The organism is Streptomyces sp. NPDC049915 (genome assembly GCF_040656475.1).
Taxonomy (GTDB): domain Bacteria; phylum Actinomycetota; class Actinomycetes; order Streptomycetales; family Streptomycetaceae; genus Streptomyces.
In genome coordinates, this window is the sequence record NZ_JBFAMH010000023.1 from 78,096 (window position 1) to 100,079 (window position 21,984).

22 protein-coding genes are annotated in these 21,984 nt (G+C 72.0%); 14 read left to right on the forward strand and 8 right to left on the reverse strand.

Features of this window, described 5'->3' with window-relative positions; genetic code table 11:
• Positions 1–585: 585 nt before the first annotated feature.
• The 5 genes from AB0J12_RS30310 to thpD all read left to right on the forward strand — a co-directional run bounded on the left by AB0J12_RS30310 (position 586) and on the right by thpD (position 4,621).
• The gene (locus AB0J12_RS30310; RefSeq protein ID WP_363267742.1) at positions 586–1,113 is read left to right on the forward strand and encodes a DinB family protein; all 528 of its coding nucleotides are present in this window, start codon (positions 586–588) and stop codon (positions 1,111–1,113) included.
• 335 nt (positions 1,114–1,448) lie between these two features.
• The gene (ectA, locus tag AB0J12_RS30315; protein ID WP_363267744.1) at positions 1,449–1,964 is read left to right on the forward strand and encodes a diaminobutyrate acetyltransferase; all 516 of its coding nucleotides are present in this window, start codon (positions 1,449–1,451) and stop codon (positions 1,962–1,964) included.
• 13 nt (positions 1,965–1,977) lie between these two features.
• Positions 1,978–3,249, forward strand: a complete 1,272-nt coding sequence (gene ectB, locus AB0J12_RS30320) for a diaminobutyrate--2-oxoglutarate transaminase (RefSeq protein ID WP_363267745.1) — start codon at positions 1,978–1,980, stop codon at positions 3,247–3,249.
• 56 nt (positions 3,250–3,305) lie between these two features.
• The gene (locus AB0J12_RS30325; RefSeq protein ID WP_361636407.1) at positions 3,306–3,710 is read left to right on the forward strand and encodes an ectoine synthase; all 405 of its coding nucleotides are present in this window, start codon (positions 3,306–3,308) and stop codon (positions 3,708–3,710) included.
• A 5-nt stretch (positions 3,711–3,715) separates the two neighbouring features.
• A complete protein-coding gene (gene thpD / locus AB0J12_RS30330) occupies positions 3,716–4,621 on the forward strand; it encodes an ectoine hydroxylase (protein WP_363267747.1) in 906 nt (301 codons plus the stop codon).
• A gap of 92 nt (positions 4,622–4,713) precedes the next feature.
• Here the strand turns inward: thpD and AB0J12_RS30335 are convergent, their stop codons facing one another.
• From AB0J12_RS30335 to AB0J12_RS30345, 3 genes are all read right to left on the reverse strand, one after another.
• Positions 4,714–5,775, reverse strand: a complete 1,062-nt coding sequence (locus AB0J12_RS30335; RefSeq protein WP_363267749.1) for an aminotransferase class V-fold PLP-dependent enzyme — start codon at positions 5,773–5,775, stop codon at positions 4,714–4,716.
• A 104-nt stretch (positions 5,776–5,879) separates the two neighbouring features.
• Positions 5,880–6,596, reverse strand: coding sequence for a DsbA family oxidoreductase (locus AB0J12_RS30340; RefSeq protein ID WP_363267797.1), 717 nt, complete (start codon positions 6,594–6,596; stop codon positions 5,880–5,882).
• An 83-nt stretch (positions 6,597–6,679) separates the two neighbouring features.
• The gene (locus tag AB0J12_RS30345) at positions 6,680–7,261 is read right to left on the reverse strand and encodes a helix-turn-helix domain-containing protein (protein ID WP_363267798.1); all 582 of its coding nucleotides are present in this window, start codon (positions 7,259–7,261) and stop codon (positions 6,680–6,682) included.
• A gap of 109 nt (positions 7,262–7,370) precedes the next feature.
• Here AB0J12_RS30345 and AB0J12_RS30350 point away from each other — a divergent pair, with 109 nt between their 5' ends.
• A complete protein-coding gene (locus AB0J12_RS30350) occupies positions 7,371–8,270 on the forward strand; it encodes a DMT family transporter (RefSeq protein ID WP_363267750.1) in 900 nt (299 codons plus the stop codon).
• 222 nt (positions 8,271–8,492) lie between these two features.
• Here AB0J12_RS30350 and AB0J12_RS30355 read toward each other — a convergent pair whose 3' ends face one another.
• A complete protein-coding gene (locus AB0J12_RS30355) occupies positions 8,493–10,022 on the reverse strand; it encodes an aldehyde dehydrogenase (NADP(+)) (RefSeq protein ID WP_363267752.1) in 1,530 nt (509 codons plus the stop codon).
• Between the two features lie 114 nt (positions 10,023–10,136).
• On the opposite strand from AB0J12_RS30355, the gene AB0J12_RS30360 reads away from it, so the two are divergent.
• From AB0J12_RS30360 to AB0J12_RS30395, 8 genes are all read left to right on the forward strand, one after another.
• Positions 10,137–10,910, forward strand: coding sequence for an IclR family transcriptional regulator (locus AB0J12_RS30360; RefSeq protein ID WP_363267754.1), 774 nt, complete (start codon positions 10,137–10,139; stop codon positions 10,908–10,910).
• A 41-nt stretch (positions 10,911–10,951) separates the two neighbouring features.
• The gene (locus AB0J12_RS30365; RefSeq protein WP_363267756.1) at positions 10,952–11,422 is read left to right on the forward strand and encodes a GNAT family N-acetyltransferase; all 471 of its coding nucleotides are present in this window, start codon (positions 10,952–10,954) and stop codon (positions 11,420–11,422) included.
• A 135-nt stretch (positions 11,423–11,557) separates the two neighbouring features.
• Positions 11,558–12,724, forward strand: a complete 1,167-nt coding sequence (locus AB0J12_RS30370) for a hypothetical protein (RefSeq protein WP_363267758.1) — start codon at positions 11,558–11,560, stop codon at positions 12,722–12,724.
• Positions 12,721–14,025: a histidine kinase gene (locus AB0J12_RS30375; protein ID WP_363267759.1), complete on the forward strand. Its 1,305-nt coding sequence runs from the start codon at positions 12,721–12,723 to the stop codon at positions 14,023–14,025. The genes AB0J12_RS30370 and AB0J12_RS30375 overlap by 4 nt, the downstream gene beginning before the upstream one ends.
• Before the next feature lie 19 nt (positions 14,026–14,044).
• Entirely contained in the window at positions 14,045–14,704 is a 660-nt protein-coding gene (locus AB0J12_RS30380) for a response regulator transcription factor (RefSeq protein WP_363267761.1), read from the forward strand.
• 54 nt (positions 14,705–14,758) lie between these two features.
• Positions 14,759–16,210, forward strand: a complete 1,452-nt coding sequence (locus AB0J12_RS30385; protein ID WP_363267763.1) for a penicillin-binding transpeptidase domain-containing protein — start codon at positions 14,759–14,761, stop codon at positions 16,208–16,210.
• Positions 16,211–16,412: 202 nt separating this feature from the next.
• The gene (locus AB0J12_RS30390) at positions 16,413–16,982 is read left to right on the forward strand and encodes a SigE family RNA polymerase sigma factor (RefSeq protein ID WP_363267765.1); all 570 of its coding nucleotides are present in this window, start codon (positions 16,413–16,415) and stop codon (positions 16,980–16,982) included.
• Complete coding sequence (locus AB0J12_RS30395) at positions 16,979–17,716, forward strand: hypothetical protein (protein ID WP_363267767.1); 738 nt, start codon at positions 16,979–16,981, stop codon at positions 17,714–17,716. Before AB0J12_RS30390 ends, AB0J12_RS30395 begins: the two co-directional genes overlap by 4 nt.
• A 65-nt stretch (positions 17,717–17,781) precedes the next feature.
• Here the strand turns inward: AB0J12_RS30395 and AB0J12_RS30400 are convergent, their stop codons facing one another.
• From AB0J12_RS30400 to AB0J12_RS30415, 4 genes are read right to left on the reverse strand one after another with little or no spacing between them, the layout of a single operon-like run.
• Positions 17,782–18,579, reverse strand: a complete 798-nt coding sequence (locus AB0J12_RS30400) for an HAD family acid phosphatase (protein WP_363267768.1) — start codon at positions 18,577–18,579, stop codon at positions 17,782–17,784.
• A gap of 18 nt (positions 18,580–18,597) precedes the next feature.
• Positions 18,598–19,773, reverse strand: a complete 1,176-nt coding sequence (locus AB0J12_RS30405) for a pectinesterase family protein (RefSeq protein WP_363267769.1) — start codon at positions 19,771–19,773, stop codon at positions 18,598–18,600.
• 1 nt (position 19,774) lies between these two features.
• Entirely contained in the window at positions 19,775–21,097 is a 1,323-nt protein-coding gene (locus tag AB0J12_RS30410) for a pectate lyase (RefSeq protein ID WP_363267770.1), read from the reverse strand.
• A gap of 32 nt (positions 21,098–21,129) precedes the next feature.
• The gene (locus tag AB0J12_RS30415) at positions 21,130–21,903 is read right to left on the reverse strand and encodes a rhamnogalacturonan acetylesterase (protein ID WP_363267771.1); all 774 of its coding nucleotides are present in this window, start codon (positions 21,901–21,903) and stop codon (positions 21,130–21,132) included.
• Between the last annotated feature and the right edge of the window lie 81 nt (positions 21,904–21,984).

The window sequence follows — 21,984 nt, forward strand, 5'->3', positions numbered from 1 at the left end:
GGGCACCTGGGCCGGGGCCAGACGCCGGCTGGTCCCCCCGGGGTCGCGCAGCGCCGCACGCAGCGTGAGCCCCGCTCCGCCGCGGTGCCAAAGGCCGGGGCCGGAGCCAGACACCGAGGCCGGAGGCCGGGGCCAGAGGCCGGGACCGGCGCCTGACGCCGGAGCCCGAGGCCGAGGCTGGAGCCCGCCGCGGCCTGGCCTGGGCCGGACGCTGGCTAGCCCCCCCCGGGTCGCGCGGCGCGGCAGGCAGCCCCACGCCCCGCTCCCCCCCAGGGCCCAAGCCTGGGGCCAGAGCCCGACGCCGACGCCGGACGCCGAGGCCAAAAGCACAGGTCGGACGCCGAGACCGGACACCGGAGCCCGAGGCTGGAGCCCGGGGCCGAGGCTGGAGCCCGGGGCCGGAGCCAGACACCCGAGCCAGACGGCAGGGCCGGACGCCGAGCCGGACGCCAGATGCCAGGGCCGGACGTCGAGCCGGACGCCGGACATGGGGCCGGACGCCGGGGTGGAGAACGGGCTGGCGGTCGGCCGCCCCGGTCGTGTCCGCGAAGGGCCGGCGGCGGGGTGGCGTGCCATGCTCGGGCCATGGCCAACGACGCGCACCAGACCCTGCCCGACGGTCGCCCCGTGCCGCTGCTGACCGGGGAGGAGCGGCCCATGCTGGAGAGCTGGCTCGCCTTTCACCGGGCCACGCTGGAGCTGAAGTGCGCGGGGCTGGACGACGGGCAGGTGCGGCTGGCGGCGGCCGAGCCGTCCTCCATGACCCTGCTCGGGCTGGTGCAGCACCTGGCCGAGGTGGAGCGCACCTGGTTCCAGCGGGTGTTCGCGGGCCTCGACGTTCCGCCGGTGTTCGGTGAGGAGACCGGGTACGCCCTCGACCCCGACCGGGGGCTGGCCGAGGCGCTGGCCATCTGGCGCCGGGAGGTGACCCGCGGGCAGGAGCTGTGCGCCGGGCGCTCGCTGGAGGCCACCGGGCGCATCGCCGACGGGCCGATGACCGGCCTCGAGGTCTCCCTGCGCTGGGTGCTCATCCACATGATCGAGGAGTACGCCCGGCACAACGGCCACGCGGACATCCTGCGCGAGCGGATCGACGGCACGATCGGCGCCTGAATTAACGGCACACATCTATTCCGGGAATTCCATTCCCTTATTTCAGCCCTATTCTCATGGGTAGCTTCCCGTCTTCTTCTGCCCGCTTCTCGCGACCCTAAACACGGAGATTTCGCGAACGCCGAGCGGGGGAATTCGGGCGGATCTCGCGCGGGTTACATGGTTGTGACGCGTTACACATCGCGTCCGTTTCGCCACCTTTCTACCAGGCGAATACGGACAAACTTCCAGCAGATCGCCCACCTGCCCGCGCTCGCGCGATAACACACAACGAGCGCGCAGGAAAGACCCACCCTCCATGCATTTTTCAATTTCACTCGGTAAATTCAATCCGCATGACTGCCGCACCAGCAGACCTGCTCATAGACCGCCCGTCGGTGGCCGACGGAGCCGCCCTGTGGCGTATCGCCAGGGACTCCGAGGCCCTCGACCTGAACTCCTCCTACAGCTACCTGCTGTGGTGCCGCGACTTCGCGGAGACCTCCGCGGTGGTGCGCCGGGAGGACGGCGAGCCGGTCGGCTTCATCACCGGGTACGTACGGCCCGAGCGGCCGCACACCCTGCTCGTCTGGCAGGTGGCCGTCGACGCCGCGTACCGCGGCAAGGGCCTCGCCGCCGCGCTGCTCGACGGGCTGACCGCCCGGCTCGCCGCCGAGCACCGGATCACCGACGTCGAGACCACGATCACCCCGGGCAACACCGCCTCCGAGCGGCTGTTCACCTCCTTCGCCGCCCGGCACGGCGCGCGGGTCGAACGGGAGGTCCTGTTCGACGCCGGACTGTTCCCGGACGGCCCGCACGACCCCGAAGTGCTGTACCGCATCGGCCCGCTGACCCTGACTTCCCACTGAGGAGCGATTCGTCGTGACCATCACCCAGCCCGACCTGAGCGTCTTCGAGACCGTCGAGTCCGAGGTACGCAGCTACTGCCGCGGCTGGCCGACCGTCTTCGACCGCGCGCAGGGCAGCCGCATGTACGACGAGGACGGCCACCAGTACCTGGACTTCTTCGCCGGCGCCGGGTCACTGAACTACGGCCACAACAACCCCGTACTGAAACGGGCGCTGATCGACTACCTGATGCGTGACGGCGTCACGCACGGCCTGGACATGTCGACCACGGCCAAGCGGTCGTTCCTGCAGACGTTCCAGGACCTGGTGCTGCGCCCCCGTGACCTGCCGTACAAGGTCATGTTCCCGGGGCCGACGGGCACCAACGCCGTGGAGGCGGCGCTGAAGCTGGCCCGCAAGGTGAAGGGCCGCGAGGCGATCGTGTCGTTCACGAACGCCTTCCACGGCATGTCGCTGGGCTCCCTCGCGGTCACCGGCAACGCCTTCAAGCGGGCCGGCGCCGGCATCCCGCTGGTGCACGGCACGCCGATGCCGTTCGACAACTACTTCGACGGCACCATCCCGGACTTCCTGTGGTTCGAGCGGCTGCTGGAGGACCAGGGCTCCGGCCTGAACAAGCCCGCAGCGGTGATCGTGGAGACCGTGCAGGGCGAGGGCGGCATCAACGTCGCCCGGCCGGAGTGGCTGCGCGCGCTCAAGGAGCTGTGCGAGCGGCAGGACATGCTGCTCATCGTCGACGACATCCAGATGGGCTGCGGCCGCACCGGCGCCTTCTTCTCCTTCGAGGAGGCGGGCATCACGCCGGACATCGTCACCGTCTCCAAGTCCATCAGCGGCTACGGCCTGCCGATGTCGCTGTGCCTGTTCAAGCCCGAGCTGGACGTGTGGGAGCCGGGCGAGCACAACGGCACCTTCCGCGGCAACAACCCGGCGTTCGTCACCGCTACCGCCGCGCTGGAGACATACTGGGCCGACGGCGCCGCCATGGAGAAGCAGACCCGCACCCGCGGTGAGCAGGTCGAGCAGTGGCTGATCGCCATCACCGAGGAGAACCTCGCCGACGTCAAGGAGTACCGCGGCCGCGGCCTGGTGTGGGGCATGGAGTTCCACGACAAGGCCCGCGCCGGACGCATCGCGCACCGCGCCTTCGAGCTGGGGCTGCTGGTGGAGACCTCCGGCCCCGAGTCCGAGGTCGTCAAGCTGCTGCCGGCCCTGACCATCACCCCGGACGAGCTGGACGAGGGTCTGAAGACCCTGGCCCGCGCCGTCCGCGAGACCGCCTGAGACTCCCCTCACCCGCCCGCACCCGTACACCCCGACCTAGGAGGCATCGCACCACCGTGATCGTCCGTTCGTTCAAGGAGATCGAAGGCACCGACCGCCATGTGAAGGCCGCGTCCGGCACCTGGGAGAGCAAACGCATCGTGCTCGCCAAGGAGCGCGTCGGCTTCTCGCTGCACGAGACGATCCTCTACGCCGGGACCGAGACGTCGATGTGGTACGCCAACCACATCGAGGCCGTGGTCTGCACCCGGGGCGAGGCGGAGCTGACCGACCACGAGACCGGGAAGACCCACACGATCACGCCCGGCACCATGTACCTCCTGGACGGCCACGAGCGGCACACGCTCAAGGTCAAGGAGGACTTCCACTGCATCTGCGTGTTCAACCCGCCCGTCACCGGGCGTGAGGACCACGACGAGAACGGCGTCTACCCGCTGCTCACCGAACCCGAGGAGGTGTGAACCGCATGACGGCCACCACGACCCCGACCACCGTCACGGACCTGTACCCCACCCGCGGCACCACCGAAGTGACGGTGCCCCGGCAGGACCCGGTCGTCTGGGGCGCTCCGGACGCCCCGGGCCCCTTCGAGCCGGCCGACCTCGGCGCCTTCGAGCGGGACGGCTTCATCGCCGTCGACCAGCTCATCCGCCCCGACGAGGTCGCCGAGTACAAGCGCGAACTCGACCGGCTGGTCAGCGACCCGGTGATCCGCGAGGACGAGCGGTCCATCGTGGAGCCGCAGTCCAAGGAGATCCGCTCCGTCTTCGAGGTGCACCGCATCAGCGAGGTGTTCGCGAAGCTGGTGCGCGACGAGCGGGTCGTCGGCCGCGCCCGGCAGATCCTCGGCTCGGACGTGTACGTCCACCAGTCCCGGATCAACGTCAAGCCGGGCTTCGGCGCCAGCGGCTTCTACTGGCACTCCGACTTCGAGACCTGGCACGCGGAGGACGGTCTGCCGCGGATGCGGACGGTGTCCGTGTCGATCGCGCTGACCGAGAACTTCGACACCAACGGCGGTCTGATGATCATGCCGGGGTCGCACAAGACGTTCCTCGGCTGCGCCGGCGAGACGCCGAAGGACAACTACAAGAAGTCGCTGCAGATGCAGGACGCGGGCACCCCGTCCGACGAGGCGCTCACGTCGCTCGCGAGCGAGCACGGCATCCGGCTGTTCACCGGCAAGCCGGGCTCGGCGACCTGGTTCGACTGCAACGCCATGCACGGCTCCGGCGACAACATCACGCCGTACCCGCGCAGCAACGTCTTCATCGTGTTCAACAGCGTGGAGAACACGGCTGTGGAGCCGTTCGCGGCGCCGATCCGGCGGCCGGAGTTCATCGGCGCGCGGGACTTCACTCCCGTCCGGTGAGCTGACCAGGCACCCGACCACCGGGCCGGGACCTCCTCGTGTGGGACGGGGGGTCCCGGCCCGGTCGTGTGCCCGGGCCGGGGCGGGTGCGCTCAGCGGGCCAGCACGTCCAGCAGCCGGTCCACGTCCGCGGCCGTGTTGTACAGGTGGAACGCGGCGCGCAGGTTGCCGGCGCGGTCGGAGACCTCGATGCCCGCCTCGCTCAGCCGGCTCTGCCGGTGACCCAGGCCGGGCACGGACACGATCGCGGAACCCGGCGCCGCGATCGGCTCGTGGCCGAGGGCGTCGAGCCCCTTGCGGAACCGCTCGGCGAGCGCCACGTCGTGTGCGTGGACGGCGTCCACGCCCAGTTCCTCGATCAGTTCGAGCGAGGCGCGCAGCCCGGCGTAGCTGAAGAGGGCGGGGCTGACGTCGAACCGCCGGACGGCGCGGGCGAGTTCGGTGACCGGTCCGTAGCAGCTGTCCCAGGGCTTCTCCCCCGCGGACCAGCCGGCGAGCAGCGGGGTGAGCCCGCCGAACTCCCGCGTGGCGTCCGGGGCGACGAAGAACGCGGCGCCGTGCGGGCCCATGAGCCACTTGAATCCGACGGCGGCGAGGAAGTCGTAGGCGTCCGCGTCGACGGGCAGCCAGCCGGCCGACTGGGAGGCGTCGAGGTAGACCCGGGCGCCGTGCGCGCGGGCCGCCTCCCGCACCGCGGCGAGGTCGGCGAGGCGGCCGTCGGCGGACTGGGCGACGCTGACCGCGACGAGCGCGGTGCCGGGACGCACGGAGTCGGCGAGCTTCTCCAGCGGTACGGCGCGCACGGTGAGGTCGGCGCGCATGTGGAAGGGGTTCACCAGGGAGGAGAAGTCGGCCTCGGCGGTGAGGACTTCGGCTCCGGCGGGCAGCGAGGCGGCGATCAGCGCGCCGTACTCGGCGACCGAGGAGCCGGTCGCCACCCGCTCCACCGGGACGCCGGTCAGCCGGGCGAAGGAGGCGCGGACGGCCTCCACGTCCTCGTACAGGGAACCGAGCGGCCTGCCCTCGGCGCGCAGCCGGACCGCCCGGTGCAGGGCGGTCACGGTGCGGGCCGGGAGCAGGCCGTTGCTCGCGGTGTTCAGGTAGGTGTTCTCCGGGGCGAACTCGGCGCGGACGAGGCTCTCGAAGGTCTCCATGGGACCACTGTGCGGCCCCTTGAACTCCCCGTCCATTGCGATTTTTTGCCCGGTACCGCCAAGGACTGCTTATGGGTACGCGGTGAGCTGCGGTTTTGTGCGGGTCAGCCGCGCTGGGGCACCGCGCATCCGTCCGGACCGCACGCCTCGGCGCCGCCGTCGTCCAGGAGGGTGAGCGGGGAGCGCTCGCCCCATGCCTGGGTGAGCGCCTGGGTGAAGACCTCGGCGCTCTGGGCGCCGGAGACGCCGTAGGTGCGGTCGAGCACGAAGAACGGCACACCGCGCGCGCCGAGCCGGGCGGCCTCGCGCTCGTCCTCGCGGACGGCGTCGGCGTAGGCGTCCGGGTCGGCGAGGACGGTGCGGGTCGCTTCCTCGTCGAGTCCTGCGGTCACGGCCAGGTCGACCAGTCGCTCGTCGTCGTTGTAGACCGACCGCTCCTCGGCGAAGTTGGCCTTGTACAGCGCGTCCAGCAGCTCCTCCTGCCTGCCCTGCTCCTTGGCGAAGTGCAGCAGGCGGTGCATGTCGAAGGTGCTGCCGTGGTCGCGGCCGCGGGTGCGGTAGTCCAGGCCCATGGCGGCGGCCTGGGCGCCGAGGTTGTCCTCGCCGGCCTGCGCCTGCGCCTCGCTCATGCCGTACTTCTTGGTCAGCATGGTGAGCACGGGCTGGATGTCGTCCTTGGCCCGGCCGGGGTCCAGCTCGAAGGAGCGGTGCACGACCTCCACCTGGTCGCGGTGCGGGAAGGCCGCGAGCGCCTGCTCGAAGCGTGCCTTGCCGACGTAGCACCAGGGGCAGGCGATGTCGCTCCAGATCTCGACGCGCAGGGTCACGGCTCACTCACTCCAGGATCGCGGGGGCGGGGCGGGATGATCCGCCCTCTGTTGTGTGAACGTTCAAGGAGAGGGGTTCATTCCCCGGCCGGTCTCGCACCAGGGTCCTCCGCGCCGGCCAGGAGTGCCCGCGCCTGTTCGCGGGCATGGCGGATGGGGTCCGCGAAGGTGTTCAGGCCGTGGGCGACGAGCGCTCCTTCGTGCAGCAGCATGAGCGTCCGGCCCAGATGGCCGGCCGCGTCCGGGGCGATGTCCGCGGCCAGGTCGGTGAACAGGCCGAGCATCCACCGCTTCTGCGCGGTGATGATCGCGTAGGCGGGATGAGTCGGGTCGCTGATCTCGGCGTGCGCGTTGACCATGCTGCACCCTTTGGGGCTGTACGGCACCGCCCAGGCGCGTGAGGCGTCGAAGACGGCCAGGACGCGCGCCGCCGGTCCGGGTGCGGCGTCCAGGTACGGGGCGAGGAAGGCCCGCCAGCGTTCATCCCGGTCGGCGAGGTACTCCACGACGATCTGCTCCTTGGAGCCGAACCGGTCGTAGAGGGTCTTCTTCGTCACGCCGGCCTCGGCGGCGATCAGGTCCACCCCGACGGCGTGGATGCCGCGCTCGTAGAACAGCCTCGCGGCGGCCTCGAGGACGCGTCGTGCGGCAGGCGTCATGGTGATCCGTCGCGGTCCTTCGGTGGCACTCACACCCCCCAGAGTATACCGATCTGTATAGTAGGCTGGACGCGAGTGTGTATACCGATCTGTTTAGTGGAGGTGGGGCGTGAACATCGTTCTCTCGGCCGCCTTCGTACTCTGCTGGAGTTCCGGATTCATCGGCGCGAAGCTCGGCGCCGGCAGCGCGGCCGCGGTCACGATCCTGATGTGGCGCTTCCTGCCGCCGGCCATCACCCTGGTCGTCATCGCCGGCGTGCGCAGAGCCGCGTGGCAACACCTCGGCAGGCGGGACCTGGCCCGGCAGGTCGTGATCGGGGTGCTCTCGCAGAGCGGCTATCTGCTCACCGTCTACTACGCGATCCAGCTCGGGGTCTCCAGCGGCACCACGGCCCTGATCGACGGCGTCCAGCCCCTTGTCGCCGGGGCGCTCGCCGGGCCGCTGCTGCATCAGTACGTCTCACGCGTGCAGTGGCTCGGCCTGTGCCTGGGGATGGGCGGCGTCGTCGTCGTCACCCTGGCCGATGCCGCGGTCGGCGCCGGAGTTGCCTGGTGGGCCTATCTCATCCCCTTCCTCGGCATGCTCTCGCTCGTGGCGGCGACTTTCCTCGAGAGCCGTTCCCGGGTGCGGGTCGCCCCCGCGATGTCGCTGACCGTCCACTGCGCCACCAGCGGCGTCGTCTTCACGGCACTTGCCGTGAGCGTCGGAGCCGCGAAACCGCCCCTCGAGCCTTCGTTCTGGGCAGCGATCACCTGGCTGGTGCTCTTGTCGACCTTCGGCGGGTACGGGCTGTACTGGCTCATCCTGAACCGCTCCGGAACCACCCAGGTCAACACGCTCATGTTCCTCATGGCTCCGGTCACGGCGGTCTGGGGTGCCCTCATGTTCGGCGAACCGTTCGGTGCGCAGACGGCTCTCGGCCTGGCGATCGGGCTCACGGCAGTCGTCGTCGTCCGTCGCGGTGCCACCTCGTCCACCAAGGCGCACGTCAGGCAGGCCGGCGAATGATCACGCCGCGGTCTCCAGGCGGTTGAACCGGGCGCGGTACGCGCTCAGGGTGACCCGGCATCGCCGCCGGCGAACTGGGGCTTACTACGGCGCCCGCGCGCCGATGCCGCTGGGCTGAGCACAGGGCTCGGGCAACGCCGTTGAGGGGCGCGGGGAACGGCGCGAGCAAACTCACCACGACCCGCAGCCCGCATCCGCCCGTACCCCTACGGCGAAAAACCGCTAGCGCTCCAGCCGCCCGTTGAACCGGCGCGGCAGCCCCAGCGGGTTGTCGTCCCGCAGCTCCGGCGGCAGCAGCGCCTCGGGCGCCCCCTGGTACACCACCGGCCGCAGCCACCGCTCGATGGCGGTGCCGCCCACCGACGTGGAGGTCGACGTGGTCGCCGGGTACGGCCCCCCGTGGTGCTGCGCGGGCGCCACCGCGACGCCGGTCGGCCAGCCGTTGACCAGCACCCGACCCGCCAGCGGGGTCAGCTCCTGAAGGATCTCCGCCCCGCGGCCCTCCCCGGCGGCCTCGTCCGACGACAGCTGGACCGTCGCCGTGAGGTTGCCCGGGAGCCGGGACAGCACGCCCTTGACCTCGGCCTCGTCCTCGTAGCGGGCCACGACGGTGACGGGGCCGAAGCACTCCTCGAGGAGCAGGTCGTACGCCCCCTCCTCGGCCAGCCTGCTCGCCGGCACGGTCAGGAAGCCCGGGCTGACGGTGTGCTCGCCACCGGCGCCCGGAGTCACCGGCGTCTCGACGTCCGGGAGCTGGGCGCGCTCGGCGACCCCGGCCACGAAGTTGTCCCGCATGCGGTGGTCGAGCAGCACGCCGGCGTCGGTGTTGCTGACGGCGTCGGTGAGGGACTTGACCAGCCCGTCGCCCGCCGCCCCGGACGGCACCAGCACCAGGCCCGGCTTGACGCAGAACTGGCCGACCCCGAGAGTCATCGACCCGGCGAGCCCGGTGCCGATCGCCTCCGGGCGCTCGGCGGCCGCGGCCTCGGTCACCACGACCGGGTTCAGCGAGCCCAGCTCGCCGTGGAACGGGATCGGCACCGGACGGGCGGCGGCCGCGTCGAACAGCGCCCGGCCGCCGCGCACCGAACCGGTGAAACCCGCGGCGGTGACCAGCGGGTGCTTGATCAGCTCGACGCCCGCCTCGAAGCCGTGGACGAGACCCAGGACGCCCGCGGGGATGCCGTGCTCCGCGGCGGCGTTCCGCAGGACCTTCGCGACCAGCTCGGACAGTCCCGGGTGGTCGGGGTGGGACTTGACGACGACCGGGCAGCCCGCGGCGAGCGCGCTCGCCGTGTCGCCGCCGGGCACGGAGAAGGCGAAGGGGAAGTTGGACGCGGAGTAGACGGCGACGACACCGAGCGGGATCTTGTAGCGGCGCAGGTCCGGGACCGGCGGCGTCGCGGTGTCGTCGGGGTGGTTGATGACGACGTCGAGGAAGGCGCCCTCGTCGACGATGTCCGCGAAGGCGCGCAGCTGGTAGCAGGTGCGGGCGAGTTCGCCGGTGAGCCGGACCGGGCCGAGCGCGGTCTCCGCGTCGGCGACCTCGACGAGGTGGTCCTGCGCCGCGTGCAGCCGGTCGGCGGCGGTGCGCAGGAAGGCGGCGCGGACGGTGCGGTCGGCGAGCGAGTCGCGGGCGGCGTGCGCGGCGCGGACGGCGGCGTCCACCTCCTGGGCTGTGGCTTCCACCGCAACCTGTTCCCGCTGCTTCCCGGTTCGGGGGTCGACACTCCAGACTGGTGCTGCTGCCACCGTGGGTCCCTCCCAGTACGTCGCCGCCCACCAGGGCGTTCGATATACTGAACACTGTCTCTGATGATGAACAGTTCGGAGACTATTTCCCGTCCAACGAAGGGGTCAAGGGCGATGTCGGCAGGCGAGACGGGCGGCGGGGCGCAGGTCAAATCGGCGGTACGGACGGTGGAGCTGCTGGAATACTTCGCGGCGCGCCCCGGCATGCACTCCCTGGCGTCGGTGCAGGAAGCGGTCGGGTATCCCAAGTCCAGCCTCTACATGCTGCTGCGCACCCTCGTGGACCTGGGCTGGGTGGAGACCGACGCCACGGGCACGCGGTACGGCATCGGGGTGCGGGCGCTGCTGGTCGGCACCTCCTACATCGACGGCGACGAGGTGGTCGCGGCGGCCCGGCCGACGCTGGACCGGCTCTCCGACGACACCACCGAGACCATCCACCTGGCCCGGCTGGACGGCACCAACGTCGTCTACCTCGCCACCCGGCAGTCACAGCACTATCTGCGGCCCTTCACCCGGGTCGGCCGCCGGCTGCCCGCCCACTCCACGTCCCTGGGCAAGTCGATCCTCGCCACGTACAGCGACGAGCAGGTCCGCAAGATGCTCCCGGAGACGCTGCCGGCGCTGACCGAGAACACCATCACGGACCGCGAGAAGCTCATCGAGGAACTGCACCAGGTGCGCGAGCAGGGCTTCGCCGTGGACCGCGAGGAGAACACGCTGGGGCTGCGCTGCTTCGGCGTGTCGATCCCCTACCGCACCCCGGCCCGTGACGCCATCAGCTGCTCGGTGCCGGTCGCCCGCCTCACGCCCGCCCACGAACAGCTCGTCAAGGACGCCCTGTTCGACGCCCGTGACCGGCTGACCCTCGCCACCCGCCGGCTCTGAGGGATGGGCACCCGTCCGGGGCGGCCCGTAGGCTCTCGGGCATGGATGTCGTACTCCGTGAGGTCCACGACAGTGATCTGCCGGTGTTCTTCCGGCACATGAACGACCCGGAAGCGCTGCGCATGGCCGCCTTCACGCCGAAGGATCCCGCGGACCGGGACGCCTTCGACGCGCACTGGCGGCGGCTGAGAGCGTCGTCCCACGTGCTGCGCACGATCCTCGCCGAGGGCGACGTGGTCGGCTCGGCGGCGGTGTACGGGGAGCCCGGTGAGCGCGAGGTGACGTACTGGGTGGACCGGGCGCACTGGGGGCGCGGGGTGGCCACGGCCGCGCTGCGGGCCCTGATCGGCGAGGTGCCCGAACGCCCGCTGTACGCGCGGGCGGCCGCCGACAACGCGGGCTCGCTGCGGGTGCTCGGCAAGTGCGGCTTCCGGGAGACGGCCCGCGCCACGGGGTTCGCGCAGGCACGCGGCGAGGAGATCGAGGAGGTCGTGCTCCGGCTGCCGGGCTGACGACGTCCCGCCGGCTGGTCCGCTGTGCCGGGCGGGCCCTGTCCGCCGGGCTGACCCCGCTCTCCCCCCTGCGGTGGAGGCGGATCGTCACCGCGCAGGAGGCGAGGCCGCACGGGCGCACGGGAGCGTGGGGGCATGACCCAGTCGCTCCCCCTTCCACCGGCCGACCGGCCGCGCCGCCTGCTGCGGGCCGTCACCATCGCCGCCTGCGTGCCGTATCTCGCCCTCAAGGCCGTCTGGATCAGCGGGAGCCGCCTCGGGATCCCGGACGGCAGCCCGCTGCTGGAGCACCCCGCCACCATGGCCGTGGCCAACGGGGTCACCGTGCTCATGGACGGCGCGGTGATCGTGCTGGCGCTGCTGCTGACCCGGCCGTGGGGGCGGCGGGTGCCGGCCTGGCTGCTCGCCCTTCCCGCCTGGGTGGCCACCGGGCTGCTCGCGCCGATCATGGCCGGGTACCCGCTCCAGTTGCTGGTCACTGCGCTGGGCGGGCGCGCGCACGCGGCCGGTGGCGGTGAACCCTTCCTGGACGCCTGGGTGTTCGCCCTGGTGTACACCGGCTTCATCGTGCAGGGCCTGTGCCTGGGCGCCCTGTTCGTGCGGTACGCCCGCGACCGGTGGGGCGGGCTGTGGCACGGCCGCGTGGGGCAACTGCCGTCCGGAGCACCGGGGTCCGCACGGCGGAGGTCCGCCGGCGCGGCCGCCGTCCTCGCGCCGCCCGTCATGGCCCCGCATCTGGTCTGGCTGTCCGGCGGCACGGCCGGGCTCAGCGCGGGCCGCGTCGCCGGACGGGACAGCGGCTTCTACGTCATGGAGGTCCTGTACGTCGTCTTCCTGGCGTCGGCCGTCGTCGGCGGCCTGCTCCTGGCGTTCCGCCGGGGCCGCAGGCTGCCCGTCGCGGTTCCCCTGACGGCGGCCTGGCTCGGCTCCGGCGCGACGGCATGCTGGGGCGGCTGGCTCGCGGTGGCCTCGCTGACCGGCGTGGAGAAGGACGCCGACCGGCCCACATCGCTGATGAACCTCACCTACGCTGGCCACATGATCGTCGGGCTTCTGGTCGCCGCCGTCGGCGTGTCCTTCCTCGTGGAGCGGTCGGCGCGGCTCGGCGGACGGCCTGCGCCGGGCGCGGCGCGAGCGGCGGTGCTCGCCGGACGGGCGGCTGAGGCCGTCGGGCGCGCGGCGGCGGGCACCGCGCGCGTGGCCTCCGGCACCGGCCGACCGGCCGCGGGCGCGGGACGACCGGCCGCCGGACCCTGCGCGTCGGACACCGGGCCGGCGGCGACCGGGAAGCCGGCCACGTGAGATCCGGGGCCCGGCTGCTGTTCGGAAGGCGGGCGCGCCGCCGCTGGATCCACCTGATCCTCGGCGGTGCGCTCGCCATGCCGTACGTCTTCGTCGGCGAGGTGATCGTCGGCCCGGCCCTGGACTCCCGGTACCTCTTCGGCGATCTGCCGCTGCAACTGCTGTCGTTCGCCGTGGGATTGCCGTTGGCCGCGCTCACCGGCGCCCTGTTCCCGATGACCCGCCCGCTGGAGGCGGGCGCGGCGCGCACCCTGTGCGGCATCGGCCCCGACGTCCTCTCCCCCACCCCGGCCCGCGGCCGTGCCGCGCGCGGCCGGACGGCGGCCTGGTTCACGCTGCATCTCGGGCTCGGCGGCATCCTGTCCGGGATGTCGCTGGCCGTGCCGCCGTTCGCGGTCGTCCTGATGGTGCTGCCGCTGTTCGCGGGGCTGCGCGGCACCGGTCTCGGGCTCCCCGAAGTCCTCGTCCACGGCTGGGGTCTAACACTCGCCCCGCTCGCCGGTCTGGCCATGCTGGTGGCGCTCGCCGGGTGTGCGGCCGGCTGCGGGGCGCTGCTGGCCCGGTGGGCGCCCGCGCTGCTCGGGCCGACCCCGGAGGACCGGCTGGCGGCCGCCGAGGCGCGCGCCGCCGACCTCGCCGTGCGCAACCGGCTCGCCCGCGAACTGCACGACTCCGTCGGGCACGCCCTCAGCGCCGTCACCCTCCAGGCGAGCGCGGCCCGCCGGGTGCTGGACAGCGACCCGGAGTTCGTCCGCGAGGCGCTCGCCGCGATCGAGGACACCACCCGGCGGACCGTCGGCGAACTCGACGCCGTCCTCGGCGTGCTGCGCGCCGGTGACACCCCCGGTACCGCGCCCGCGCCCACCCTCGCCGCCGACCTCGACGCCCTGCTGCGCCGTACCCGCGCATGCGGGCTGCGGGTGCGGGCCGAGGTCGCTGTGGACCCGGCCGCGCTGCCCGACCTGGTCTCCCGGGAGGCGTACCGGATCGTGCAGGAGGGGCTGAGCAACGCGCTGAAGCACGGTGACGCCGGGAGGGCGGTGGACGTGCGGATCACGGCGGCCGGCGCGCGTCTGGAGATCACCGTGACCAACCCCGTCGGCACCTGCCGCGCACCGGCCGTCCGGTCCGGCGGCGGCCACGGCCTGCGGGGCATCGCCGACCGGGCCCGGCTGCTGGGCGGCGCCGCCGAGGCCGGCCCGGCCGGAGAGGCGTGGCGGCTGCACGTCCACCTGCCGATACGGGAAGCCGCACCGCCCGGTGAAAGCAGCCGCACGGCCCCGCCGGGCACCACCGCATGATCCCGACGAAGGGAGCCGTATGAGCCGGGAGCCGATCCGGATCGTCCTCGCCGACGACGAGCGCATGGTCCGCAGCGCGCTGCACGCCATCCTGTCCGCCGAGCCGGACATGGAGGTGGCCGGGGAGGCGGCGACCGGCGCCGAGGCCGTGGCCGTCGTACGCGACCGGCGGCCCGACGTGGTGCTGATGGACGTGCGCATGCCGCAGATCGACGGCATCCGCGCCACCGAGCAGATCCTCGCCGCACTCGCCGACCCGCCCCGTATCGTCGTCGTCACGACCTTCGAGAACGACTCCTACGTGTACGACGCCCTGCGCGCCGGGGCCGCCGGGTTCCTGCTGAAGCGGGCGGACGCCGACACGCTGGTGCAGGCGGTACGGCTGGTCGCGCACAGCGACACCCTGCTGTTCCCCTCCGCGGTGCGCACGCTCGCGGCCGCGCACGCGCAGGCCCGGGCCGCGCCCCCGGCCTGGGTGACGCGCCTCACGGGCCGCGAGCGCGAGGTGCTGCGCCTGATGGCGGCCGGGCTGACCAACGCGGAGATCGCCGGGCGCATAGGCGTCGGCCCCGCGACGGTGAAGACCCATGTGGCGTCGGTGCTGGCCAAGACCGGCGCCCGCGACCGCACCCAGGCGGTGATCGCGGCGTACGAGGCGGGCTTCCTGAGCGGACGATGAGAAAACCGGGCGCGAGGGAACGATCGACGCCTTTCCGCTCGTCTTCTGATCGGGATGAACAAGACGATCAGGCGCGCATCGGTCTTCGCGCTGCTCCTGGTGCTCGCCCTGCTGGCGCGGGCGACCTGGGTGCAGTTCTACGACGGCAAGGCGCTCGCGGACGACAAGGAAAACCGGCGCAACGCGATCCAGACGTACGCGGAGCCGCTCGGCAACATCATCGTGGCCGGACGCTCCGTGACCGGCTCGGCGCGGACGTCGGGCGGTGACCTGGCGTACAAGCGCACGTACACGGACGGGAGGCTGTACGCGGCGGTGACGGGCTACGCCTCGCAGGCGTACGCCCCGACCCAGCTGGAGGGCATCTACTCGGAGCTGCTCAACGGCACCGACCCGCGGCTGCGGACGGTGATGGACACGGTCACCGGCAAGCGGGCCGACCCGGGCAACGTGCTGACGACCATCGACCCGGACGTGCAGAAGGCGGCGTACCAGGCGCTCGGCGGCAAGAAGGGCGGGGCGGTCGCCATCGACCCGAAGACGGGCCGGATCCTCGCCGTCGTGTCGGCGCCGTCGTACGACCCGTCCGCGCTCACCGACGCCAACACCGCGGGCACGGCGTGGAAGGAGCTGAACGCCGACCCGGACAAGCCGCTGAACAACCGGGGGCTGCGCCAGCCGCTGCCGCCGGGCTCCACGTTCAAGCTGGTGGTGGCCGCGGCCGCGCTGGAGGACGGGCTGTACTCCTCAGTGGACCAGCGCACGGTGAGCCCGGACCCGTACCGGCTGCCGTTGACCACGCAGGATCTGAGCAACGAGAACCCGTCGGCGCCGTGCGAGAACGCCTCCATCCGGGTCGCCCTGCAGTACTCCTGCAACAACGTCTTCGCGAAGATGGCGGTCGACCTGGGCCAGGACAAGGTGCGGGCGATGGCCGAGAAGTTCGGCTTCAACGACGAGCAGCGGGACGTGCCGGTGCGGGCGTACCCGAGCGTGTACCCCAAGGACATGGACAAGGCGCAGACGGCGCTGAGCGGCATCGGCCAGTTCGACGTGACGGCGACGCCGCTGCAGATGGCGATGGTGTCGGCGGCGATCGCCAACGGCGGCAAGCTGGTCTCGCCGCACATGGTGGCCCAGGTCACCGACAGCGGTGGTGACGTGCTGCAGAACTACGACGACGACGCGGGCAGCAAGGAGATCGTCGGCTCCCGCACCGCCGAGCAACTGCAGTCGGCGATGCAGACGGTCGTCGAGGAGGGCACGGGCACCAACGCCCGGATCTCCGGCGCGACCGTCGGCGGCAAGACCGGTACGGCCCAGCACGGCGAGAACAACAGCAAGACGCCGTACGCCTGGTTCACCTCCTACGCCAAGGCCGGCGGCAAGGAGGTCGCGGTGGCGGTCATGGTCGAGCAGTCGGACGCGGCGCGCTCCGAGGTCAGCGGCAACGGGCTGGCGGCGCCGGTGGCGAAGGCCATGATGAAGGCCGCACTGAAGGGCTAGCAAGGGACAGCAGGGCAAGGGGACTTGGGGGCAGCCGCCCGGGGGCTGCCCCCTTCGTCCTGCCCGCATTCCTGCGGCGGGTTCGGTCCGCCATACGGTGTTCGAATTCCCGTACGCCGCTGGTACAGTTCCGGATCTCGTCCCGGCGCACCTTCGTTCGACCGTTCCGACGTCGGGACACCGCTGCGAGGAGAGACCGCCCGTGGGCACAGTCGTCGACGACGCCGCCTCCGTGGAGTTCCACGCCTTCTTCGAGCGCCACTACGCCGAACTCGCGCGCCTCGCCCATCTGCTGACCGGCGAGTCGGACGCCGCGGACGATCTGGCGGCCGACGCGTTACTGGCGCTGTGGCACCGCTGGGACCGGGTGCGCGCGGCCGAGCATCCGGGGGCGTACGCGCGCGGGGTGGTCGCCAATCTGGCCCGCACCCGGATCCGCAGTGCGGTGCGGGAGCGGCGGCGGATCGCCCTGTTCTGGCCGCACCGCGAGGAGCGGACGGAGAACCCGGACGTCGCCGGCGTGGTCGATGTGCGCCAGGCGCTGCGCCGGCTGCCGTTCCACAAGCGGGCGTGTGTGGTGCTGCGGCACGCCTTCGATCTGTCCGAGAAGGACACGGCGCTCACCCTCGGCGTGTCGGTGGGTACGGTGAAGAGCCAGACCTCCAAGGGCATGGCCGAACTGCAGCGGCTGCTCGGCCCGCAGGGGGCCGCGCCGACGATCCGGGCGGCGATGGCGCGCGCCACCGGCGAGGCGCAGGGAAGGAAGCGATGAGCATGCGGCGGGACGGGCACGACGAGCTGCGCGCCCGGCTGCGGCAGGCGGCCGGGGAGCATCAGCCCGACCGCGCGCGCATGCTGGCCCGGATCGAAGGCGGCATGACGGGGCGGGAGCGCCCGGCGACTCATCCCCCGGTATGGGGCTGGACGCGGATCGCCGGCGCCACGGCAGCGGTCGCGGGCCTGCTCGCGGCGGGCGGCTACGCGGTCGCCTCCGCCGTACGGGACGACGCACCCGCGCAGCAGACGGTCGCCGTCTCCCCGGCCCCGCCGGCCTCGCCCGACGTCACACGCCGCCCGTCCGCCGCGCCGGACACCGAGAACGGCCCGCTGTGGTCGGACGGCTCCATCGATCCGCACAGCAACGAGTTCTGGGCGCAGAGCGCTCTCACCCTCAAGACCCGGGAACCACTGACCTCGCTCACGGTTCGGTTGCGGGTCGCGCAGACCGGCGGGGTGTCCTCCACCGGTGCCTGGCGGACCCTGCCGGAGAACGACTTCACGCTGACGGTCGGCGAGCGCGACGGCTTCCTCGTGTACACGTGGACGCTCAAGGCGGGGCGTACCGTCCCGGCGGGCGAGTGGGTGTTCGCGGGGCAGTACAACCACCGGCGCGGCGGCCGGGACGCCGGGGACGACCGTTACTCGATCACGGCGACGGCGGCCGGCGGGCCGTACACGGTCGGCGGCGACTTCGCGCCGCACCCGCCGAACAGCGGCGGCTCGTAGGGAACTTCCGGCTTCCCCTCGCCGGGTACAGCCCGGCGAGGGAGCCGCTGCTCACGTGCGCCGAACTAGCCGACGTAGTACGTCGGGTTGGGCAGTTTGTACGTCCGGTCGGCGTAGCCGCCCTCGAGGTCGGAGTACTGGTCGCCGAAGTTGGCGATGACCTCGTAGCCGAGGTCGTCCTCGATGTGCCGGCGGGTGCCCGCCTTGTACTGCACGGTGGTGCAGTTCCAGGTGCCGGGGGTGGCGCAGTCGCTCAGGTAGGCCGGCGGGTCGGCCTTGTCCTTGAGGAACATGTGGCCGGCGTCCAGGTTCACATCGGCGCCGACCTTCTTCAGGTTCTCCACGGCGGCGGGGCGCTGGGCCTCGCTCAGACCGGAGTTGTAGAAGACCTCGACGCCCTTGGACTCGGCGTAGCGCACGAGTTCCGGGCTGCCGAACACGGCCGGGCGGTCGGCCTTGTTGACGTAGTCGTTCCAGGTGGTGCCGTTGTACGTGTAGTTGGTCTTCTTCTCGTAGTCGAGGCTGAGCAGCAGGGTGTCGTCGATGTCGAAGACGACGGCCGGCTTCTCGCCCTTCTTCAGCGCCTTGCGGGCCGCCTTGTCGATGTACTTGCGGGCGGCCGCGTCGATCTGCGCGAGGTCCTTGGCGTACGGGCTGGTGGGCGAGGCCTGGTAGACGCCGTTGCCGTCGAGCGTCGTGCCGTAGTAGCCGTCGATGTCCTTGACCAGGACGCCGATGTTGTACGGCTCGTGCGTGGAGTTGGCGGTCGACTGGTCGGCGGTGGCCGCGCCGGCGCCGTACAGGGCGGCGCCGGCGACGGCACAGGCGGCCGCGGCGGCCGCGAAACGCAGTGGCTTATGCATGACAGGTTTCTACGCGCGTCACCCCCTCGGGCGCGAGGTCCGTGGCCCGATCGATACCTCTTCCGCAGGCAAAGATCCGGTCAAGGTGCCCTGCGTCCAAGGCGTCCAGTCCCCCAGCCAGGCCGTCCGGGTGTGCTGCCGGGCCGCCTCCGCGTCGAGTTGCGGCCGGTTCTCCGGCACGGAGACGACGGCGCCGGGACCGGTGTCGCGGTACTCGGCGAAGCGCATGCTCTGCCAGGGATAGGCGTCCCGCATGTTCGCGTAGGGCGCGGCCGGGTCGATGCCGGGGCCGAGCCAGGTGTCGCGGACGGTGAGCATGGGGCGGGCGGTCGGGTCGGAGCTGGGCACCCACGGGCGGGCCAGCTTGTAGAACCCGTCCGGGGCCGCACCGGTGACCCGGCTGCGGATGACCAGGTAGCCGCGCGGGTTGGCGCCCGCCGTGGACGGCGCGAAGACGAAACCGTACGGCGGCCCGGCGAGGTCGGTGCGGTCCAGCGTCCGGAAGCGGCAGTGCTCGAACACCGCCGTCGCCCGCCCGAAGACGAAGTCGACGTCACCCTCGGCGTAGCAGTGGGCGAAGTACTGGCGGGCGAAGGTGCCGAGCGCCATGGTGTCGGCGTACAAGGTGTCCTGGTGGCCGAGGAAGCGGCAGTGCCAGAAGGAGCTGCGGTCGCCCTGCACCTTCAGGGCCACCGCCTGGGTGCCGTCCACGCCGGGGTGGTCGGCGCGCAGCCAGTGGTTGGCGAAGGTGATCCAGCGGGCGGTGAAGGCGTCGGCCTGCACGGTGACGGTGGCCGAGCCGCTGGTGCCGTAGGTGCCGCCGCCGGGCTTGGGCGTGCCGGCCGCGTTGTCGTACACGATCACGACATCGCGCGGATTCTCCGAGGCGCCGATCCAGGTCGTCCCCGTACGGCCGGTGTCGACGGCGACGGTCTCCCGGTAGATGCCCGGTGCGAGGACCAGCGTCCAGCCGGGACCGGTCGCAGCGGCGAGGGCGGCGCCCACGCTCGTCACGTCACCGGCGCCGCCGGGGTGGACGTACAGGGTGCGCTCGGTGAGCCGGGCCGCCGGTGAACCGAAACGGCCGAAGGGCGAGCGGCGCGCCGCGCCCGCGGGGGCCGCGAGGCCCAGCGCCAGGGCGGCGCCGGCACTCGCGGCCAGGAAGCCTCTGCGTCCGGTGACGAGGGGTTCCATGTCAGCGGCCCTTTCCGGCGCCCGCGCCGTGGTCGACGATGCCGGGCACGGCGCGCGGCGGGTCGACGTGCGTGCGCAGGGTGGGCGTCCAGCCGGCGCCGGAGGCGAGGGTCTCGCCGGGGATCTCCGCGTTGTGCACGGCGATCAGATCGGTCGCGCGGCCGTTGACGTAGTTGTCGGCGGCGGTGACCGGGGCCTCCTTCCACTTCTTGAGGATCCTCCCGGCGGAAGCGCCCTCCGGCAGCGTGAAGGCGTTGTGCTCGGCGACCAGCTGGGACTCCATGCCGATGCCGTAGCTGTAGGAGTAGCCGTCGCCGGCCACGAAGTGGTTGTTGTAGGAGTCGACCTGGCCGAACCGCACACGCGGCGCCCGCTCGACCAGGTTGCGGAACAGGTTGTGGTGGAAGGTGACCTTCAGATGCCCGCGGTCCACGGCGGCCGTCGCGGCGCTGTCGCTGTTGCCGATGAGGATCGTCTTGTCGTGGTCGGCGAAGACGTTCCAGGAGGCCGTGACGTAGTCGGCGCCCTTGACGATGTCCAGCTCGCCGTCGTGCTGCTGATAGGTCATGCCGAAGTACACCGGCAGGGACGAGTCCGGGTGGGCGCCGTCGCTGAAGGTGTTGTGGTCCAGCCAGACATGAGTGGAGCCGTAGACGACGGCGCTGTCGTACTCGGAGTTCCAGTTGCCGGTGGCGCCGTCGGTGGGGTCCCACTGCGGGAAGCAGTCGAGCGGGCTCTCGAAGGCGAGGTTGCGGACGATGACGTTGTCGACGCCGCTGATCTGCAGGCTCGCCCCCTTGAAACCGGCGCCCCGGCCCATTCCGATGATGGTGGTGTTGGCGGGCACGTTCGCCTTGATCTCCTTGGCCTGGTTGGCGGCGGACACCCGGCGCAGGCCCTCCGGGCTGTCGGCCGGCTCCTTCTCCAGGTCGGTGTCGTACCCCCACTTCTCCGGCGCGTACGTGTCCAGGTAGGCGGCGAAGTCGTAGCCGGGCACGGCAAAGGCGTCACAGCCCTCGGAGACGGCGTCGATCGTCCCCGTCACCTTGATGATCTTCGGCGCGTCGCCGCCGGCGGCGAGGGCGGCCTTGAACTGCGCCCAGGTGCCGACGGTGTAGACGTGCGCGGCGTCGGCCGCGGCCCCGCCGGTGGTGCCGGTCCCGGAGGCGCCCCAGCCGTCCCGCGCGCCGAGCACCTGGCGGGCCGGGTCGCGGTGCTGCTCGTGGGCGGAGGTGGTCCCGGTGACGGACAGCACGAGGGCGGTGCAGCCGACGAGCGCGGCGGTTCTCTTCATGGCATGGGCATGCCACATACGTGCGTGCATTGGTGCGGCTCACCTTCTCGAAGGGGGGAGGGTCAGACGGTGGCGTCGGGCCAGGTGATCCAGGACCCGGGGATCTCGTCGTCCAGCCGGCGCGTGTCGCGCGGCGCGAGCACCCGGGTGCGGAGCAGCTCACGCGTCACGAGACGGGCCACGGCGATCGCGCCGGGCGGATTGAAGTGCGTGTTGTCCTGCTCGGTCGCTGTCCAGTTGAAGTAGGTCTTGGTCTCCTCGACGCCCAGCTCCTGCCAGAGGGCGAGCGACAGCCGCTGGACGTCCAGCAGCGCCACCCGCTCCTCTTCGGCGAGCGCCCGCATGGCCGCCGGGTAGTCGCCGTGCGTAGGCTGCGCGTCGCCCGCGGCGTCGAACCGCCGCCGCTCCACGGGCGTGGCGAGCACAGGGCGCGCCCCGCGCTCCCGGGCCCCGTCGACATACCTGCGCAGGCACTCCCGGTACGTCGTCCACGGCTCGGTGTAACGGGTGGGATCGGTGGCCTTCTCGTCGTTGTGCGCGAACTGGACGACCAGGACGTCACCGGGCCGGATCACGGAAAGGATGGCGTCGAGACGCCCCTCGTCGAGGAAACTCCTGGAACTGCGCCCGTTCATCGCGTGATTGGCGACGACGACTTCCCGGTGCAGAAAGAACGGCAGAGCCATTCCCCACCCGCTCTCGGGCGCGGCATCGGCGTATTTCTGAGCGGCGGTGGAATCACCGGCGATGTAGAGGGTGCGGGAGACCTCCGGCGAGGGAGCGGCGGCCACGGTGAGGGGAACGGCGGCAAGGACGGCTCTACGGCTGAGGGACACGAACGGCCTTTCAACGCAGGGTAAGTGGACTCACCTGGGGGCGCGGGGCAGTATCGGCATGCGGCTCCGCCGCGGGGGCGC